Raw genomic sequence first — 1378 nt, forward strand, 5'->3', positions numbered from 1 at the left:
ACATTCCAGTTGCCGAATTTCTCACGGTGGAGCTGCTCGACACGGTTGCCTGCGGCTGCAACCATGCGTTTGACCTGATGGTATTTACCCTCGGTAATGGTCATCATCAATGTGGTTGGGTCGGTCAATACTGCTTCGGCCGCGGCGACGGTTTCATTATCGTCATGCAGGAGGACGCCGTTTTTCAGCGCAGTGCAAAGGGTATCGTCGGCAGGATGTTTCAAAGTGACGCGGTAGAGCTTCGGAACTTTGTGTTTGGGCGAGGTAACGCGGTGGTTAAATTGGCCGTCGTTGGTAATCAGAATAATTCCGGTTGTGTCTGCATCCAAGCGGCCGACTGCCTGCATATCGATATTGCGCATGTGGTCGGGAAAAAGGCTGAAGATGCTTGGATATTGCTGAGGTTTGTGCGAAGTCTCGTAATCTGCAGGCTTATGAAGCAGGATATAAAAATAGGGCATGGGGACGGCGGCAATTTCTTCGCCGTCAACAGACAGGGTGTGCACTTGAGACGGATCAATATCGTCTTTGGCACGATTATGGATTTCGCCGTTGATGGCAATGCAGTCATTGTCTATCAGCCATTGGCATTGCTTGCGGCTGCCGAGGCCTTGCGATTGGATGTATTTGAGCAGTTGCATGGTTGAAAAGTAGGAAATGTTCAGACGGCCTTTATTGTACTGGAAAACCGGTGTTTAGGCCGTCTGAAAAGTAGGGGTAAAAAAATCGCCCCTTTAAAATTTTAAGGGGCGCAAAAGGAACACAAACCACTACCAAAAACTGTTACAGGGCAAATTCTCCTATTTGATGTGTTGCCGGATAAAGTGCTTTCATCAAGTCATGTGGTGAAAGCGAGAAATCTTTGCTGTTTGTCGTCAGACGGCCTTGCTGAGGCGTCAGCTCAAGCAATCGGGCGTTTGCCGACTGGATAAATTTGTTTTTCGTGCGCTGCATTTTTCTTTGCAGGGCGGAAACAACGCGGTTGTACAGACTGTCTTTTTGCTTGACTTCGCGTGTATCGGCAACCCAGCTCAAGCGTGTATTGCCGTCTTCATCTTCAATCAGCAGGATACCGGTTTCTGATTGGGGCGATTTGCCCATACAAGGGAGCCAAACATAATATCGGCCATCTAAAGTAATGAATACTGCGTCATGTACTTCGCATTCATCGCAACACTTGGTGGCGATCAAAGAGCGGATGGCTTGTTGGTGCAGTCTCAGAATATCAAGGGAGACTTGCTTAAAAATACTTTCGGGCATTTTCTTCTCCTTTCATTCTGTTGTGCGGTTGTTTTGTTTCGATGGGTTGTATTATACGGCGATTTTTTAAATTTGCAAATGATAATTGTTCCTATTATTTAATTTATACGTAAGATAT

2 protein-coding genes are annotated in these 1378 nt (G+C 46.7%); both read right to left on the minus strand.

Features of this window, described 5'->3' with window-relative positions:
- Window positions 1-641, minus strand: a 641-nt coding sequence (locus ACTHUE_RS19150) for a 16S rRNA pseudouridine(516) synthase (protein WP_440424186.1), incomplete at its 3' end; no start/stop codon positions are given.
- Window positions 642-783: 142 nt separating this feature from the next.
- Window positions 784-1260, minus strand: a complete 477-nt coding sequence (locus ACTHUE_RS19155; protein ID WP_049348077.1) for a hypothetical protein — start codon at window positions 1258-1260, stop codon at window positions 784-786.
- Between the last annotated feature and the right edge of the window lie 118 nt (window positions 1261-1378).

Source organism: Neisseria sp. P0021.S005, from assembly GCF_051956955.1.

Excerpts from the sequence above, each read along its gene's own strand:
- ACTHUE_RS19155 (WP_049348077.1), bottom strand. The coding sequence starts at position 1,260 with ATGCCCGAAAGTATTTTTAAGCAAGTCTCCCTTGATATTCTGAGACTG.